The organism is Nonomuraea sp. 10N515B (assembly GCF_052245915.1).
Taxonomy (GTDB): domain Bacteria; phylum Actinomycetota; class Actinomycetes; order Streptosporangiales; family Streptosporangiaceae; genus Nonomuraea.
This window is the reverse complement of sequence record NZ_JBQQBQ010000017.1, coordinates 52616-66285: the sequence shown is the minus strand read 5'-3', so window position 1 is coordinate 66285 and position 13670 is coordinate 52616. Positions and strand designations below refer to the sequence as shown.

General features: G+C 68.4%; 17 protein-coding genes. 9 read left to right on the top strand and 8 right to left on the bottom strand.

The features are described from left to right. Positions 1 to 56: 56 nt before the first annotated feature. The 3 genes from ACTWQA_RS25775 to ACTWQA_RS25765 are packed head-to-tail and all read right to left on the bottom strand — an operon-like array spanning position 57 to position 1457. Positions 57 to 398 carry a hypothetical protein gene (locus ACTWQA_RS25775; protein WP_443161659.1) on the bottom strand — a complete coding sequence of 114 codons (342 nt, stop codon included), beginning with the start codon at positions 396 to 398 and terminating at the stop codon, positions 57 to 59. Further along, on the bottom strand, positions 395 to 799 hold the full coding sequence (locus tag ACTWQA_RS25770) for a YbaB/EbfC family nucleoid-associated protein (RefSeq protein ID WP_443161658.1): 405 nt from the start codon (positions 797 to 799) through the stop codon (positions 395 to 397). The genes ACTWQA_RS25775 and ACTWQA_RS25770 overlap by 4 nt, the downstream gene beginning before the upstream one ends. 58 nt (positions 800 to 857) lie before the next feature. Further along, on the bottom strand, positions 858 to 1457 hold the full coding sequence (locus ACTWQA_RS25765) for a TetR/AcrR family transcriptional regulator (RefSeq protein ID WP_443161657.1): 600 nt from the start codon (positions 1455 to 1457) through the stop codon (positions 858 to 860). A 71-nt stretch (positions 1458 to 1528) separates the two neighbouring features. Here ACTWQA_RS25765 and ACTWQA_RS25760 point away from each other — a divergent pair, with 71 nt between their 5' ends. The 4 genes from ACTWQA_RS25760 (at position 1529) to ACTWQA_RS25745 (ending at position 5497) form a co-directional block, all read left to right on the top strand. Continuing rightward, positions 1529 to 2779, top strand: coding sequence for an FAD-dependent oxidoreductase (locus ACTWQA_RS25760; protein ID WP_443161656.1), 1251 nt, complete (start codon positions 1529 to 1531; stop codon positions 2777 to 2779). Positions 2780 to 2997: 218 nt separating this feature from the next. Then, entirely contained in the window at positions 2998 to 3849 is an 852-nt protein-coding gene (locus ACTWQA_RS25755) for a hypothetical protein (RefSeq protein WP_443161655.1), read from the top strand. A 175-nt stretch (positions 3850 to 4024) separates the two neighbouring features. Beyond that, a complete protein-coding gene (locus ACTWQA_RS25750) occupies positions 4025 to 4858 on the top strand; it encodes a hypothetical protein (protein ID WP_443161654.1) in 834 nt (277 codons plus the stop codon). A gap of 441 nt (positions 4859 to 5299) precedes the next feature. Continuing rightward, positions 5300 to 5497 (top strand): hypothetical protein, encoded by a 198-nt coding sequence (locus tag ACTWQA_RS25745; RefSeq protein WP_443161653.1) that lies wholly within the window; start codon positions 5300 to 5302, stop codon positions 5495 to 5497. Positions 5498 to 5568: 71 nt separating this feature from the next. Here ACTWQA_RS25745 and ACTWQA_RS25740 read toward each other — a convergent pair whose 3' ends face one another. Both ACTWQA_RS25740 and ACTWQA_RS25735 read right to left on the bottom strand, forming a co-directional pair. Beyond that, entirely contained in the window at positions 5569 to 6201 is a 633-nt protein-coding gene (locus tag ACTWQA_RS25740) for a hypothetical protein (protein WP_443161652.1), read from the bottom strand. Between the two features lie 341 nt (positions 6202 to 6542). Further along, the gene (locus ACTWQA_RS25735; protein ID WP_443161651.1) at positions 6543 to 6980 is read right to left on the bottom strand and encodes a winged helix-turn-helix transcriptional regulator; all 438 of its coding nucleotides are present in this window, start codon (positions 6978 to 6980) and stop codon (positions 6543 to 6545) included. 113 nt (positions 6981 to 7093) lie between these two features. Here ACTWQA_RS25735 and ACTWQA_RS25730 point away from each other — a divergent pair, with 113 nt between their 5' ends. Continuing rightward, positions 7094 to 8029: an NADP-dependent oxidoreductase gene (locus ACTWQA_RS25730; RefSeq protein ID WP_443161650.1), complete on the top strand. Its 936-nt coding sequence runs from the start codon at positions 7094 to 7096 to the stop codon at positions 8027 to 8029. Between the two features lie 135 nt (positions 8030 to 8164). Here the strand turns inward: ACTWQA_RS25730 and ACTWQA_RS25725 are convergent, their stop codons facing one another. Then, positions 8165 to 8704, bottom strand: coding sequence for a 2'-5' RNA ligase family protein (locus ACTWQA_RS25725; protein WP_443161649.1), 540 nt, complete (start codon positions 8702 to 8704; stop codon positions 8165 to 8167). 145 nt (positions 8705 to 8849) lie between these two features. Between ACTWQA_RS25725 and ACTWQA_RS25720 the strand changes: the two genes are divergently transcribed. From ACTWQA_RS25720 to ACTWQA_RS25710, 3 genes are all read left to right on the top strand, one after another. Next, the gene (locus tag ACTWQA_RS25720) at positions 8850 to 9434 is read left to right on the top strand and encodes a mycothiol transferase (RefSeq protein WP_443161648.1); all 585 of its coding nucleotides are present in this window, start codon (positions 8850 to 8852) and stop codon (positions 9432 to 9434) included. A 75-nt stretch (positions 9435 to 9509) separates the two neighbouring features. After that, the gene (locus tag ACTWQA_RS25715) at positions 9510 to 10289 is read left to right on the top strand and encodes a DinB family protein (RefSeq protein ID WP_443161647.1); all 780 of its coding nucleotides are present in this window, start codon (positions 9510 to 9512) and stop codon (positions 10287 to 10289) included. Positions 10290 to 10411: 122 nt separating this feature from the next. Then, on the top strand, positions 10412 to 10882 hold the full coding sequence (locus ACTWQA_RS25710; RefSeq protein WP_443161646.1) for a hypothetical protein: 471 nt from the start codon (positions 10412 to 10414) through the stop codon (positions 10880 to 10882). A 103-nt stretch (positions 10883 to 10985) separates the two neighbouring features. On the opposite strand, the gene ACTWQA_RS25705 is transcribed toward ACTWQA_RS25710, so the two are convergent. Further along, a complete protein-coding gene (locus tag ACTWQA_RS25705) occupies positions 10986 to 11903 on the bottom strand; it encodes a LysR family transcriptional regulator (RefSeq protein WP_443161645.1) in 918 nt (305 codons plus the stop codon). A 72-nt stretch (positions 11904 to 11975) separates the two neighbouring features. Between ACTWQA_RS25705 and ACTWQA_RS25700 the strand changes: the two genes are divergently transcribed. Beyond that, positions 11976 to 12380 carry a nuclear transport factor 2 family protein gene (locus ACTWQA_RS25700; RefSeq protein ID WP_305919362.1) on the top strand — a complete coding sequence of 135 codons (405 nt, stop codon included), beginning with the start codon at positions 11976 to 11978 and terminating at the stop codon, positions 12378 to 12380. 141 nt (positions 12381 to 12521) lie between these two features. Here the strand turns inward: ACTWQA_RS25700 and ACTWQA_RS25695 are convergent, their stop codons facing one another. After that, entirely contained in the window at positions 12522 to 13490 is a 969-nt protein-coding gene (locus ACTWQA_RS25695; RefSeq protein ID WP_443161644.1) for a polysaccharide lyase, read from the bottom strand. Positions 13491 to 13670: the final 180 nt, after the last annotated feature.

Sequence of the window (13670 nt, the reverse complement as noted above, 5' to 3'; positions counted from 1 at the left end):
CCCGCACCGCACTGGCCCGCACCTGGGCGGACCTGCCGACTCCCGCGGACCGGCCATCACAGCCGTTCGATGGCCCGCCCGATCCGCGTGGCCTCTTCCTCGCCGCGCTGCTGCGCGGCCCTGTAGTTCGCCTCCATGACATGCACCTGGTCTCCCGAGGTCACCTGCCGCTCTCCCAGCGCCTCGCACACCTCCAACGCCTTCTGGGTGACCGCAAGGTAGGCGGCCTTGACCATGTTCCCGGCCTCCTCGCCCCAAGGGTCGCCGTCTCCCTCGAGATGGGCGCGTAACGCCCCCACCGCCTCCAACCAGGTCGTACCGGTCTCACCCAGGCCCGTGCCGGTGCCGCGCAGGTCGGCGTGGGAGACGTCCATCCCCTGGCCGGAGGGCTCGCTCACCGCTCCTCCAGCCGCTGCACGACCAGCTCGACCCCGTCGGCGAACTCGTCCAGCTGCCGCATCACGTCGGCGTGCGCCCCGCCCAGCGTCTCGGCGAGCCCCCGCGGATCCGTCAGCTCGGCCGCCTCCAGCCCCGGTACGCCTGCCCGCAGGTCGTCCAGCGCGGCGTTGACCGCCGCGAGGATCTCCCGTGCGAGGTCCTCCGACGCCATCCGCATGACCCGCGGGTTGAGGTGCAGCTCGTGCAGGCGCCCGTCCGGACCGGCTACGGCCCGCACCTGCCCGTCCGCCGCCGCACCGTCGCCGCGCAGGGCGGCGTCCGCACGCGGCTCCGCCGTCCGCGCGAGCTCCTGGATGGCCTCTGCCAGCATCTCGCCGATGCGCTGCCCGTTCTCGTGCACAGTTACCTTTATCGCACCACTTCGGCCGCGCACCACCCCACCGAGTCGTACGCCACGATCACTGAGGCGGCTGGCGGTAGCCGGTGACGATGGCGAGGACCGCGTCGCGCCAGCGGGCCTCCGCCTGGTCGGAGGGGCCGAGGTGGCCTTGGAGTTCGAGGGTCGCCAGCCCGTGCACCAGGCCCCACAGTTGCTGGCCGACCAGCAGCGGGTCGCGACCGGGCAGCTCCCCCGCGTCGGCGAAGCGCTGGAGTGCCTGCACGACGCGAGCGAGGCTGCGACGGGCCAGCCGCGCGTCGTCCCCGACGGGACGGAAGCCGGGCACGCTGCCGCTCATGAACAGGCCGTAGAGGTTGGGCTCTTCCCGGGCGGCGGCCCGGTAAGCGAGCGCCAGTGCCGTGATCTCCACGAGCGGGTCCTCGTGCTGGGGGACGGCCTCGTGGTGGCGGCGCATGGTTTCGGCGGCCTGCTGGTAGAGCGCGCGGAGCAGGCCCTCCTTGTCGCCGAACAGGCTGTAGACAGCCCGCGTGGTGGTCTGGGCCTCCTGTGACACCCGCCGGACGCTCACCCCGGCCGATCCCTCGCTCGCCAGCAGGTCGCCGGCCACCGCCAGCAGTGTGCGGCGGGTCTGCTCGTCGTGCTCGCGTGGGCGTCCCATGCTGGACAGCCTATCGCAACGCTGTTACGTTACGCCGTAACGGAACAGTGTGACGAAATGAGGAGAGCGCCATGGACTACGACGTCGTCATCGTGGGAGCCAGCGTCAGCGGCTGCGCCGCCGCGATCCTGTACGGCCGGGCCGGCTTACGCGTCGCGCTGCTGGAAAAGCACCGCAGCATCGACACCCCCAAGCGGCTGTGCGGCCACTTCCTGCTCGGCCGCGCCCAGACCCCGTTACGGCGGCTCGGCCTGTGGGACGACCTGCTGGCCACCGGCGCGGGCACCGGCGACGTCTCGATCCGGACCGCGTACGGCTGGACCGATCGCTCCCGCGGCGGCGTCCCGCCGTTCCTCAGCGTCAGGCGTACCACCCTCGACCCGATCCTGCGCGGCAGCGCCGCCGCCACCGGTGGGGTGGACCTGCTCCTCGGCCGTACGGTCACGGGCCTGCTCACCGAAGGACACCGCGTGACCGGCGTCCGCGCCCGACTGCTCGACGGCACCGAGGAAACCCACGCCGGCCCCCTGATCGTGGGTGCCGACGGCTACCGGTCCAAGGTCGCCTCGCTGGCCGGCGTCCCCGAGCGGTTCACGCCCAACGGCCGCGCGTTCTTCTACACCTATTACCGGAACTTACGGCACACGCTGCCCACCCCCGCCGCCCTGTGGTGGCACGAGCGGGACTGGGTGGTGCTCGCCCCCACCGACGGTGGGCTGACCCAGGTGGCGGTCATGCCCGCCAAGGACACCCTGCCCCCAGACCTGACCGACCACGCCGGCTACATCGAGCGCTACGTCGCCTCGCTGCCCGACGCCCCCGACCTGACCCGCGCCGAACGGGCTGCCAAGGTCGTCATCGCCCCCGACTACCCGCTCATCCGCCGCCACCCCACCCCCGTGCCAGGCCTGGCCCTGATCGGTGACGCGGCCCTGACCGCCGACCCGACACCGGCCCCCGGCTGCACCTGGGCGCTGCTGTCGGGTCAGTGGCTCGCCGACGCCACGGCGCCGGCCCTGCTCGCCGGCGACGACCCGGCGTCCGCGCTGCGCCGCTACCGGCGGGCCCACCGCGCCCTCGAGCGCGAACACGCCTTCATGCGGGGCGGCGCCGAAGTCGCCCCGCCCAACCCGGTGGAACGCCTGCTCCACGAGGCCGCGGTGCACGACCCGGAGGTGGCCCGCCGCCTGGCGCTGGTCGGGATGCAGGTCGCCCCCACCACGTCCCTGCTCAATCCGGCCCTGGCCGCCCGTGCCCTGCTCGTACGCCACCGCGGCAGACGACGCTCCGCCGGACGGGCAGGCCAGGCGCAAGCCGTATGACCCCTTGGCCTGAGCGGACGCGGAGGCTGACGGCGCCCGGTGGACCTGGCTGGTCAATGTCCGCGGTCAAGTAGTCAACGTCGCCACCTGGATGGTCATCGACAGGCCCCGTACGCAGGAGTCGCTGGAAACGTCCGGATGTGGTTCGGCGCTCCCGCGGCTCTCGCCCACGGGTGCCGCTCTCGCCGGAGCACATCCACGCGAGAGGAGAGTCAAAGGTGAGATCACCTTCCAAGCTGCGTCGTACGGTGGCCGGGCTGGCAGTGGGCAGCGCCGTCGCCACTGGCGTGTTCGCCATCGATACGACCAGCGCCAGCGCCAGCGCCCCTGACCCGTTCGACGGGTTCGGCTCCAGCGGGTTCTTCGGGTCCGGGGGTTCGGGTGACCCGGGCGGGTTCAACCTGCCCGACTCATTCGGGGGTGGCGGTAACCCCCTCGACGACACCTTCAACGGTCTCGTCGACGACTTCTTCGGCAGCTCCGGGCTGACTGCCCCGCGCACCGGCAGCACGTCGCCGAGCACGTCCGGTGGCGGCTTCGACTTCCCCACCTTCGCCAAGAACACGCTGCAGAAGCTCGGCAGCGAGGCGCTGAAGCGGCTGTACGAGAAGAGCACCAAGTCGAAGACCACGTCCCGCAACGGCGGTTCGTTCGGAACGAACGACTGGTACGGCCGGATCCGGCCGGGCCTGCAGGGGCAGAGGTGCCGCCCGCCCGCCTACGTCCGCCTGTTCGGGACCACGGTCCGCAGCGGCAGGTTCGCCTCCCAGGCCTTCATCGGCGGCAGGAACCTCGGCAAGACGCTGATCGTCGGCCGCAACGCCTTCCTGGCCCCCTTCGGCGACAAGCTCAAGCCGCGGAGCACCGCCAGCTACTTCTTCCTGTCCCGGCGGAACGCCGAGTCCTTCAGCCCGCAGCCCAGGGTCGCCAAGAACACCGTTCTGGAAGACCGCACCCGTTACTCGGCGAACTTCCTGGACCGGGGCGTCACCTACACCGTGCTCGTCAAGTACGTCAACACCTGCAACGAGCAGGTCGTCGACGTGCTGGGCCGCGTCCGGCGCCGCTGAGCCGCCGCGAAGACGTGCCCCGCAGCAGTCGCCCGGCGGGAGCCGACACGCTCCCGCCCGGCGCAGCCCCCAAGCCAAGACAGAGCCGAGCCGAGCGGACGCCCGGCCTGTCACCCGACCCATCTGACGAGGTAAACCCATGAATCTGAAGTCCCGATCAACTCGTATACGCCTCGTGGCCGTGGCCGGCGCGCTCGCCGTCCTGGCCGGCGGAGGGCAGCTGGCGATGAGCCACGCCACCGCGGATCCTGACCCGTGCAGCGCGGACGCGAGCTTGGAGTGCACCGACGCGTCCCTGGCCGCGGCGGCCATGTCCGACGACCCGACCGACGCGACCGACCCGGCCGACGCGACCGACGTGACCGACGTGACCGACGTGACCGACCCGGCCGACGTGACCGACCCGGCCGACGGCACGACCGAGGAGTCGGCCGGCACCGCCGACGCGCCCATCACCGACGAGACCGAGGACCCCGTCTCCGAGGAGATCACCGTCAAGACGGAGAACTGGGATGCCGTGTCCGAGGCGACTCTGGAGGACGAGACGTCCGCAACGGACGAGGCCACTGACAGCACGCCTACGGAAGAGGAGGAGAGCGGGACCACCGACTCCGACTCCATCGAGGCCGTCCCCGGCTCTCCGCACGAAGGGACGTTCCCCACGGTGGGACCTGGCGGCGCGGCATGCAGCCAGACCCTGGGTATCAGGACACCCGACCTGGAGCGCAAGAGCTATGTGGTGACCTGGAAGGGCAACTCCTCGGGCGGAGTCCCCGCCTGGCGCCTGGAGTTCTACCACGGGTCGTATCCCATCAACACCAAGATCAACACCGAGAATTGGACGCGGGTGGACGGCAGCGGCGACAGGAACCCCGTCGAGAAATATGCCATCCGTTCCGCCGACCTGGGGCGCGAAGGCCGGCTCAACTGGCGCATGTGCGTCCGTAACCTGGGCGCGAACGATCTGACCGGTGGCTGGCAACTGGACACGACGATCACCGACAAGTAGTGAGACCACCGCCCGCTTGCCCCTGGACTCGCCTCCGGGGCAAGCGGGCCTCATCGGCTTGTCCCGCCCAGCCCCGGCAAATTTCCCGGGGCCGTGTCGATTCCGGCAGCACGCGATCGACGCGTTGGCAAAAGGACAGGCGAGGCAAAGCCCTCCAACGGCGACGTCACGCTCGACGAAGCGGGCAAGGCGAAGGTCTCGCGGGTCTCGGCCGAGTACATCAAGCCGATGTGGGCGGGCATCGGGTCGATGGTGATCGGGCGGCACCTGTTCGACATGACCAACGGCTGGGAAGCCGCCGGCGGGGGAGCACGTGGTCGTGGTGTCACACCGGCCCAAGCCCGACGGGTGGCACCCGGAGGCGTCGTACCACTTCGTGGACGATGTGGCAGAGGCGATCGCGAAGGCCAAGGAGCTCGCCGGCGAGCGCGCACCGTCGCCGTGGGGGCCGGTGACGCCGGGGGCCAGGCCTTCGCTCTCGGTCTGGTGGACGAGGTGGCGATGGACGTCGTTCCGGTGGTCCTCGGCTCGGGCAAGCGGTTCTTCGGGTCGGTGGATGCCCAGCATCTGCTCGAGGACCCGCACGTGGTGATCCAGGGCGACCGGGTGCTGCACCTGCTCTATCGAGTCCGTCGCTAGGGGGTGCCCGTGCGCTCGATCGGGGCAGTCCTGAAGGGGGTACGGCCGGCCGTACCCCCTTCAAGCACGCGTCAGCCCACGATCACCTTCTCGCAGCGGTACATGGTGTCCCCCGCGTCGGCCCTGATCTCGTCGGGCCTTTCGAAGACGCCGCGCGCGCCGCAGTCGACGGAGTCGGACTGGCCGTCGCGCACGTCGGCGGTGTCGGCATTGAGTCCCAGGTGGATCGTGTCGCGCCCGCCGTTGGGCACGACGGAGTCGTTGCCGGAGCCGCTGTCGATCGTGTCGTTGCCGCGGCCCGTGGAGATGGTGTCGTCGCCGATGCCGCCATCGACGACCATCGGGATGGACAGCGTGACGCTGCCCACCATCCGGTCGGCGCCACCGCCCAGCGTGACCTTCAGGCGACTCACCAGGGCCAGATCGCAGTGGACCAGGTGGCCGTTGTTGGTCGTGACGCAGTGCGCGAGGCTTTCGGTGAGCAGCGCGGCCTGGTCGGAGAAGGCGATCCTCTCCCGGCCGTTGACGAGCGTCGTCCCGATGGACAGGTTGTTGTCCACGCCGCTGCCGGCGGTGAAGACCAGTGTGGTGTTGTCGGCGGTGATGACGCCGGGGTTGGGAGTGGCTGCGGAAGCGGGGGTGGCCATCGCGAGTGCGGCAAGTGCCGCGGTCGCGAGGGCCACGAACGGTGAGCGGAACTTCATGGTCTAACCCCTCCTGGGTGCTGACCCGGGCCCCCTAGACGCATAAGGATGGGTACGTTCCGCCGCCTCGACTGCGGACAACGCCATAGTCAGGGTGTGTCGCCGCATATAGACAGAGGCCCCGTCGCGTGCCAGGCGACTGGCCCAGTGCTCAGCACGTGTGGTCATCCGGCGTCGCGTGTCGGGGTGGTGGCTGACCGCAGGAGGTACGGAGGCAGGCGTCTGCGCTGGTGGGTTCGCCGGGCTCGACGTGCACCTGACCGCCTGCGGTGTGGACGGTCCACGCGCGGGTCGTCGAGTTCGATGCGAGAGCGCCGCCGCCGTTGTCTGCAGGCGACGTCTTAGCCGATCTTAGGCCCTCTCAGCAAGGGCGTCTGGGCAGGTGAGCGATTGTCGTAGGTGTCGCGGGCGGCGGCGACTTGTTCGATATGTGTCTCGGCCCAGTCCTTGATGGCCTGCATCACGGGCAGCAGGCTGATGCCTAGAGGGGTGACAGCGTAATCGACCCGTACCGGGACGGAGGGCGTGACGGAGCGAGAGATCAGGCCGTCGCGTTCTAGGGTGCGCAGGGTCTGGGTGAGCATCTTCTGACTGACGCCGGCGATGGTTCGCGACAGACTGCTATAGCGCTGAGGGCCGTCGGTGAGCGCGGTGAGCAGGAGACTCACCCATTTGTCGCTGATCCGGTCGAGAAGTTGACGCGCTGGGCAGGTCGCGAGGTAGGCGTCGTAGGCGATGCGCGCCTGCTCGCGCTGCTGAGCGGTGGTGCGGGTGGCCATCGCGCTCCTGTCCGTACGATACGCACTCTGAGGTGCGTACTTCCCGTCGGAGAGTAGCTCTCCGTACGGTTGTTCTCAAGTCCTGAAACCTTGTGAAACGACGAGGAGACCTCATGCGTGCAGTTGTTGTCCGTTCTTTCGGTGGGCCCGAGGTTCTGCAGATCGCGGACGTGCCGATGCCGGTTGCGGCAGAAGGGCAAGTCCGCATTCGGGTCGAGGCGGCATCGGTCAACCCGGTCGATCTGGCCACTCGGTCCGGTGCGCTCACCGAAGCGGGCCTACTGCCGGCGCGGGACGTGATCGGCCTTGGGTGGGATGTCGCGGGAACCGTCGAACAAGCGGGCCCAGGGGTCACCGGTATCGTGCCCGGGGACCGGGTGATCGGCCTGTCCGACCGGCTGGACGTGCCGCTCGGCACTCAGGCCGAACACGTCGTACTCGACGCGGATGCGGTCACAGCCGCGCCTGCGGGCATCTCGCCTGCCCAAGCCGCCACGCTGCCCCTCAACGGTCTCACCGCCACGCAAGCGCTCGACAGCCTCGACCTGAACCACGGGCAGACGCTGCTGGTGACCGGGGCGGCCGGTGCCGTCGGCGGCTTCGCGATCCAACTGGCCGTCGCGCGCGGCCTCCGGGTGGTCGCGGTCGCCGGAGCCGACGATGAACCCCTCGTCCGCGGGCTCGGAGCCGAACTATTCGTACCACGCACGGCACGGCTGGGCGAGGCGGTCCGTTCCCTCGTTCCTGGCGGTGTGCACGCAGCACTGGACACCGCCGTGACCGGAGCGGCCGCCCTCGACGCGGTCCGGTCGAAGGGAGCCTTCGCCGCGCTGGTGGCGGGAGGAGCACCGGTTCCGCTGCGCGGCATCCGGGTCTTCAACCACTGGATCCGCGCTGACGGCGCCCTCCTCTCCAAGCTTGCCGCCCTGGTCGAAACAGGCTTCCTCACCCTGCGCGTAGCCGAGACCATGCCCCTCGACCACGTCGCCGCCGCCCACCGGCGCCTCGCCAAAGGCGGTCTCCGCGGTCGTCTCGTCCTCACTCCTTAAAGATCATTCTGTCGGCCCTCCGTCTGAGCTGCCCTGTTGGCGGTCGTGCGCGCACGCGCGGCCGGAGTGGCGTAGCCGAGGGCTGCGCTGGATGCCACCAGGCGCAGGTATGCCGTTTGGCGAGTTATGCGGGGATCATCCGAGCAGAGGGAACTCGGCCCATCGACGCCAGCGGTCGCCATCGCTGACGAAAAGGCCGACCGACGCGACGTTCGCAGTCACCGGCAGCTGCGCGGTCAGCTCTTCTTCTACCTCGTCGAACACGTGGGTCTGCTGGCCATGGGCGACGGTCAGGTGCGGGATGACCTCGGCGTACTGGCCGCCGTAGGGAGGCGTCTGCGGCCATCGCGTCGCCACGGCCTCGGTCAGCGCGCGAAACGGCTGGTCGGGTGCCGGCGCGAGATAGAGCACGCCAGGGAAGCGCCGGCACCTGTCAAACCGGATGGTGAAAGGGCTGTGCTCGCCGACCAGCACTTCGAGATCGTCCATCACTGCATGGTCCAGGTGATCGATATCCAGGAAGGGAAAAAGCACCGTCACATGCGCGGGAACGCCGGCCGACGCAGAGGCATCGAAACGCCGCCGCCACTGCCCGACCAGCGGCTCAACCTCTTCCACTGCGGCCAGCAAAGCTGTCTGGCCTGCTCGATAGCGGCCTGAAGCACCGTTCGACATGGTTGGACGATCTCGAAGGTCCGAGCCGGTTCGCCACCTGTTTTTGCGTCGCCGGGCTGCGACCCTTCGACGAACGGTTCGCCGGCGCACAAGCTCCGACGGCGTCCGGACGCAGAACGTCCGGAATGGGGTTTACGGTCGCGGCATGACCAACAGCGACTACTGGTGGGAGCCGCCCCTCGCCGGCACCGAGGCCGAGCACCTCGTCGGTGCGCTCGACCGCCTGCGCGCAACCTTCCGCTGGAAGGCCGACGACCTGGACGCGGCCGGGCTGCAGACCCGCATCGGCGCCTCCTCGCTGACGCTGGGCGGCCTGCTCAAGCACCTCGCGCACGTCGAGGAGCAGATCTTCAGCAGCAGACTCAGCGGCGCGCCGCTCGGCGCTCCGTGGAACGCCGGAGACTGGGACAACGACCCCGACTGGGACTTCAACTCGGCCGCCAAAGACACCCCCGACGACCTCTACGCGCTCTGGGACGCCACCGTCGAACGTTCCCGGGCCAGGCTCGACGCGGCCATGGCCGCCGGCGGACTCGACCAGCTCGTCCACCTCGCCTTCTCTGACGGGCGCCATGTCAGCCTGCGCCGGCTGCTCTGCGACCTGATCGAGGAGTACGGGCGGCACACCGGGCAAGCCGACCTGCTCCGCGAGGCCGTGGACGGGCGGGTCGGCGAGGACCCTCCGGCCGGCTGGCAGGCGAAGTCCAACCGGCCACGCGTGGGCAGCTGACCATGTACGGGGAACCACCGCCCGGACCACACGCTGAGTGGTGGAACTGTCGGTCCGTCGCGTTACGGTCGCGCCATGGCTGACTTCATCGGTGATGAGCTCAGGGGGTCGCGCTTCGAGCGCGTTGATCTCAGCGGCGCGGAGTTTCGCGCCAGCGATCTGTCCGGCGCCAGTTTCCGCGGCGTGGGGATGAGCGGTGTCGTGATGCGCGAAGTCGAGCTGGTCAACGTCGACATCCACGGCGAGATCACGAATGTGACGATCAACGGTGTGGACATCGGACCGCTGATCGACGCCGAGCTCGACCGGCGGCACCCCGACCGGGTCAAGATGCGCCCGACCACGCCGGCCGGCTTCCGTGACGCATGGGACATCGTTGAGCGGCTCTGGGAGGGCACCGTCCAACGGGCCTGCCGCCTGGATCCCGTGCTGCTGCACGAGTCCGTCGACGGCGAGTGGTCTTTCGTCGAAACCTTGCGTCACCTCGTGTTCGCCACTGACGCATGGGTCAGAAGGGCCGTTCTCGGCGATCCGGCTCCGTGGGATCCGCTGGATCTGCCATGGGACGAGATGCCGGACACACCGGGGATACCCCGCGACCGCAAGGTCCGACCGTCGCTGGACACGGTCCTCGAGCTCCGCCGTGACCGGATGTCCACCGTGCGCGAGGTCCTCGACGGCCTCACCGACGAGTCACTGGACGGCCATACCCAACCGATCGAGGTGCCGGGATCCGCCACCACCATGCGGAGCTACCCGGTTCGTGAATGCCTGCTGTGCATTCTCAACGAGGAATGGGAGCATCGGCTCTACGCCGAACGGGATCTTGCCGCTTTGGAGGCGCGCAGCCCATAGTGCTTGCTGCGCCAGGTGTGCGGGTCTCAATGCGCTCGGCTCGAAAGCGGCGAAGTGGTCTCCCGTTAATGATCGGAAGTGGCTATCGAAACCGGGCCCCGCTGCGCACCTAATGTCAAGCCATGACGAGTGTTTCCTCGGACTACACGCATGTGCGCAAGCGGCTCTCGGCGGGCGAAGGCATCGAGCTGCCCGGCGTTCACTTCAAGTGGTACGACCTGCACCGGGAGGACCGCGAGATCGGCGACGACGTACGGAAGGAGGCACGCGAGTTCGTCCGGGCAGAGATCGGCGGGATCAATCCCAAGGGCGATCTCGGCTTCGTCATCCTGCACCGCGTCGGGGACGCTTATCTTCTGCTCGTCTGCACGTGGCTGAACGACAACGAACTGTGGGAGACGGCCTACCTCAAGGATGCGGCGGGGTTCGAGCTCATCCCGTTCGGGGAGACGGCCAAGGGGACCTACTGTGTGTGGGAGATGGGCGCCATCCTGCATGAGCAGCAGGCCTGGATCCGCTACCTGTTCTCCCCTCGCGACGCCGAGGCCGGCCACGCCTACCTCGCCGACCGGCACCCCGGCGGCCTGATCTGACGCTCGTCGTTGATTCTCAGCGGCGATGAGGAGTTGCCCCACCTTCGGATGAGTTTTGGCACCATTAGCGATGTTGGGGCCTTGATCACCAGGTGGGTAGACGCTATCGCAGTCTGTGTCGGAGCTGGGCGGACAGTCCGGCCGAGGCGTCGCGGAGTGCTTCAGTGAAGGTCCGCCGGAGGTGTTCGTCGGGGGCGTCGGAGCGTTGTGCGATCGCTGTGGGTCGCACTGCGGCGGGGTGATCGATGCGTACGAGGGCGATGTTCGGGGGAAGCGTCGGTACGGCGAGTCCCGGTACCACGGTGACGCCCAGACCGGCGGCCACGAGGCCGAGCTTGGCGACCCAGTCGCGCGCGACGAAGGCGATGTCGGGCTGCCAGGAGGCGTCGCTCCACGTACCCAAAAGCGTTGTGCCGGGCTCGGTGCTTGCGGTGATCCACCGTTCGTCGCGGAGCATCGGGGTTGTGACGCTTGCCCGGCCGGCGAGGGCATGGTCGGGCGGGACCGCGAGGAGTAGGGGGTCGTCCATGAGGGGGATCACCTCGACGCCCTCCGGTGCGTCCTGGGGCCGGGTCACCACCGCCAGGTCCAGGCGTCCGCGCGCGACAGCGGTCAGCAGGCGAGGACTCAGCCCCTCACGCAACGGGAGCTGTGCGTGGGGTTCCTGCACGGCGAGAGCAGCGATCGCTCTGGGGACCAATGCCGCCATGGCGGTGGAGAAGGCTCCGACGCGCAATCGGCCGGGCGGCCGCGCGTCGAGGTCGTGGAGCTCCTGGCGGGCGGCGTCGAGTTCGCCGAGGACCGTTTCGGCATGTCGGAGGACGACTCGGCCGGCTGCCGTCGGTTGCACGCCGCGCGCATGGCGTTCGAACAGGGCCCGGCCGGCTGCCTGTTCCATGAGCGCGATCTGGCGGGAGATGGCGGACTGCGTGTAGCCCAGACGCTCGGCCGCCGTCGAGAACGAGCCGTGGCGGACCGCCTCGCGGACCACGCGCAGGCCGACGATCGTGAACTCACTCATGCGGAATATTCATAGCAGACATGCGAGACTCTCGTTTGTCGCATGACTGGTGTCCTGGTTAGCCTCATTCGCATGGGTGCCGCAGAGAACAAGAGGCTTCTTCAGGACGTCTTCGACCAGATGGCTCAGGGAAACACGCGTGCGATGAGCGAGGTGATGGCCGATGATTTTCGGTGGGTGTTTCCGGGGCGCTGGTCATGGTCGGGAAGCTGGGGACCGAGGCAGGTGGCACTGAACGGGTTGCTGCGACCGCTCATGGCGCAGCTCACCGATTATCGCAGCGAGGCGGACCTCATTCTCGCCGAAGGCGACCGCGTCGTGGTCCAAGCCCGCGGATATGCCACCACCAAGCGCGGGGAGCCGTACCACCAGACTTACTGCTATATCTTTCGGGTCGTCGACGGGCAAATCACCGAAGTGGTCGAGCACTGCGACACGGCACTGGTCGAACGGGTCCTCGACCGGCCAAACCGATAAGTGACTCAATCCATGTCCAGATAAGGTCATGCACGGTGAACATGAGTGATCTGTCGTGGGTGCGTTGCCGCGGAATCGCCGGTGGAGCGGGCGTCGAACGCAACCGGGGCGACGGGGAGATCCAGACGGCCTGGCCGCAGGCTAGTTGACCGCCGGGTTGACCTCGTTGAAGGATTTGCCCACGGCGATGTTGTCGTGGAAGATCGTACGGCTGTCGACGTCGGTCGGTCCGTTGTTCCACGCAGGCTTGTAGAGGCCCCATTTCAGGTAGCCGCTGGTGGACTCGTCGTCGTTGAACGTGTTGGGGCCGGTGGTGCTCAAGACCTTGTGCCACCCAGGATTCTTGTGGGTCTGATACCAGGCGTCGATTCGGCCTTGGCTGCCGTAGCTCCATTCGTACCTGAAGACGAAGTCGTGCCACTGGCCCGGTTTCACATCGGCGAGGTCGAAGCTGGTCTTGCGGACGGAATCCGGCGTGGAGCAGGCCGTGCTGTCGGAGTTGACGCGCAACCGCCACTTTCCTGTGGGCTGCACGCTGAGGAACGCGCTGGGAAACTTGTCGGATTCGCACTTGTCGCGCCAGGGTTTCCACTGGAACACGATGTCTTCTCTTGAATCGCGCTGCCAGGTGCTCGCCAGATAGATGCTGAACCCATAGTAGACGGTGTCGCCAGATCTGAAATGGCTGGCATCAATGTCCATCGTGTGGCTTTCCGCCCTGGTGCCGCCGGCAACCATATGATCGCCGTACTTCAGATATGAGCGGACCGCGTACTTCCCGGTCCTCGGCAGATCATCGACCTGGATCGAGGGACGGCTGCAACATTCATTGAATCCCAGTTCCGCGTTGCCGGAGGACCTCGACCCGTCCTCATAGCCGAACCGAAGAATGGCGGCGAATTTACCCCCCGCGGCTGCCGAGACATCCGCGGGGGCCGACGCTGAGGCATCCGCGGTCGCGAGGCTGGTGACGGGGAGGGCAAGCAATGCCGCAGCGAGGACCTTGCGGAAGTCCGGGAAGGTCGAGTTCACGGCGACGGAAGTCATCACCGCAGAGATCTTTCCATCAACGGGCGAGGACCAACTGATTGCCGCGGTGAGGAGCGTCAAACATACCCGCGCTATACCGCCGCTCCCTGGAGTCATGCTCTGGGCCGCTCCGCGCCTTCGACGGCGCGCCGGTTGATTCGGCAACCAGCACGTCGGGCCGGCCCAGCAACCGTGAGGTCGGTTTCGGATAAGGACCAATCGGGCTGGATTGGCTCTTGGAGGGCTCCACCCGCCGGGGGA

Excerpts from the sequence above, each read along its gene's own strand:
- ACTWQA_RS25715 (WP_443161647.1), top strand. The coding sequence starts at position 9,510 with ATGGCTGACTTCATCGGTGATGAGCTCAGGGGGTCGCGCTTCGAGCGC.
- ACTWQA_RS25725 (WP_443161649.1), bottom strand. The coding sequence starts at position 8,704 with ATGTCGAACGGTGCTTCAGGCCGCTATCGAGCAGGCCAGACAGCTTTG.
- ACTWQA_RS25705 (WP_443161645.1), bottom strand. The coding sequence starts at position 11,903 with ATGAGTGAGTTCACGATCGTCGGCCTGCGCGTGGTCCGCGAGGCGGTC.
- ACTWQA_RS25700 (WP_305919362.1), top strand. The coding sequence starts at position 11,976 with ATGGGTGCCGCAGAGAACAAGAGGCTTCTTCAGGACGTCTTCGACCAG.
- ACTWQA_RS25720 (WP_443161648.1), top strand. The coding sequence starts at position 8,850 with ATGACCAACAGCGACTACTGGTGGGAGCCGCCCCTCGCCGGCACCGAG.
- ACTWQA_RS25760 (WP_443161656.1), top strand. The coding sequence starts at position 1,529 with ATGGACTACGACGTCGTCATCGTGGGAGCCAGCGTCAGCGGCTGCGCC.
- ACTWQA_RS25710 (WP_443161646.1), top strand. The coding sequence starts at position 10,412 with ATGACGAGTGTTTCCTCGGACTACACGCATGTGCGCAAGCGGCTCTCG.
- ACTWQA_RS25765 (WP_443161657.1), bottom strand. The coding sequence starts at position 1,457 with ATGGGACGCCCACGCGAGCACGACGAGCAGACCCGCCGCACACTGCTG.
- ACTWQA_RS25740 (WP_443161652.1), bottom strand. The coding sequence starts at position 6,201 with ATGAAGTTCCGCTCACCGTTCGTGGCCCTCGCGACCGCGGCACTTGCC.
- ACTWQA_RS25730 (WP_443161650.1), top strand. The coding sequence starts at position 7,094 with ATGCGTGCAGTTGTTGTCCGTTCTTTCGGTGGGCCCGAGGTTCTGCAG.
- ACTWQA_RS25735 (WP_443161651.1), bottom strand. The coding sequence starts at position 6,980 with ATGGCCACCCGCACCACCGCTCAGCAGCGCGAGCAGGCGCGCATCGCC.